Genomic DNA, 1,719 nt, shown 5'->3' on the forward strand with positions numbered 1-1,719 from the left:
CGTTGCCGTTCTTCCTGCAAGCGGCTTTTTTGTTCGGAAAGCCCATTTTTCACCAAAGCCTCGCAGATTTTTCGGATGGCCGCGTGCTGGGCCGGCACCAGGATATCCGCCATGGTCTGTTCCAGCGCTGGCAGTCCACTTCTTTTCAGTAGCCTCTCATCTTTTCTGACCTTGGCCACCAGTCCTTGATGACCGGAAACCGGAACCACTTGTTGCGCGGCAATGTGCAATTGTTGCGCGGTTTTCTCCACCTGTTGCGCGATTTCCGCCTGTATCGCCGCTGCCTCCTGCAGTTCATCCCAGAGCGTATCGATCTTGTTGAGCAACACGATTTGCTGTTGCTGACTGTTCCTGGCCAGGTATTGGTCCCAGATGGATAAATCACTTTGGGTTACGCCCGTATCCGCGCCGAGCAGGAAAAGAATGGCGTCCGCATCGGCCAACATCCCGAAAGTGAGCTCCGGTTCTGCGCCAATCGCGTTGAGACCCGGGGTATCGAACACCGTCAGGCCGGCATTCAGTATGGGGTGGTCCATGTGGATAATGGCATGCCGCCAACGCGGTATGCGGACTTTTCCCAAGCCGCAGGTTGGACAAACCGTGCGCTCCATCCCTTTGGGAGTGCGGTTTAATGGGGGACACAATCCCATTTTTCGCGCTTCCTCAATATCGACGCAGATGGTTTCCGTGAGCCGTGCCAGGGCTTCTCCGCGTTTTTGCGCGTCATCCAGGGGCAGGGGAAAGCGTTGCCAGGCACTTTTTGCCTTTTTGAGCCGCTCGATGGGCACATCCAGCGTCCGGCTGGCGATAGGCAGCAACTGTATGCTGTTTGCCCCAGTGCCTGTCATCCCTTGCCGGGTGCAGCCCCGAATTTCCACCGGACACATGGTTGTTTGCCCCGAACTGGAGGGCAAAAGCCGGCTTCCTTTTCTGGATAGGTCGGGTTGTGCGGTAGGGGCGTCATCCGCAAAAAACAGGGCATTGATGAGTTCGGTTTTTCCTCGGGAAAATTCTCCCACGAAGGCTACCCGCAAGGCGGCCCGCTGGACATCACGCGCCAGGGTTTCCATTTTCAGCATGGTGCCGCTGGGCAAGAGGTCCAAATCGGCCGTCAGACCAGCAATATCCTGCAAGGCCAAAATCAGTTGTTGCCGCCACTGATGGAGTATATCGAGACCGGAAACAATCGGGGATGTATTCATGTTAAGTGCCTGCTCTTGGTTTGCGCATAATGAAGGGCTCCTCGTCATTTCAAGTGGGTAGCCTGAGATCCAGCTTGCCCAGGATCAGGTAGGCCATGTTGATAAAGTTCTTGTGCGTACGGTAACCCCGAGCCTTGGCCTTGGCGGATTGAATGAGGCTGTTGAAACCTTCCAGAATTCCATTGGTGATCTGGCTCTCGAACCATCGGAGCACGCCATCCCAGTGATTCATGATGGTGTAGGCGATCTTGACGATAGGCGGCAGATCGCTGGTTCTGGCGTTTTCCAACCAGGCTTTCAAGAGGGTAGCCCCCTGATGGCGATTCTTGATCGTGAAGATGTCCTGAAAGGTCAGGCGGAACTGGTAGGCCTGCGCCGTCTTGAGGTTCTGGTCTTTGAGTAATGCCTGCAGCTTTTCTTTCTGCTTCACCTTGAGGTTGCAATCGTTCTTGAGCCAGAGCCAGCGGGTCTTTTTGAGATTTGGCTGAGTGAGGACTTCCCCCTTGCGCACGTCGTC

At 55.3% G+C, this 1,719-nt stretch carries 2 protein-coding genes; both read right to left on the reverse strand.

Features of this window, described 5'->3' with window-relative positions; all coding sequences use genetic code 11:
- On the reverse strand, positions 1-1,202 hold a 1,202-nt coding region (locus AC2VLY_RS03495; RefSeq protein WP_486893639.1), incomplete at its 3' end, for a dynamin family protein.
- A 49-nt stretch (positions 1,203-1,251) separates the two neighbouring features.
- Positions 1,252-1,719: transposase (locus AC2VLY_RS03500; RefSeq protein WP_486921777.1), on the reverse strand; the 468-nt coding region annotated here is incomplete at its 5' end.

The sequence above is a fragment of the Acidithiobacillus sp. TH-A36 genome (assembly GCF_057473445.1).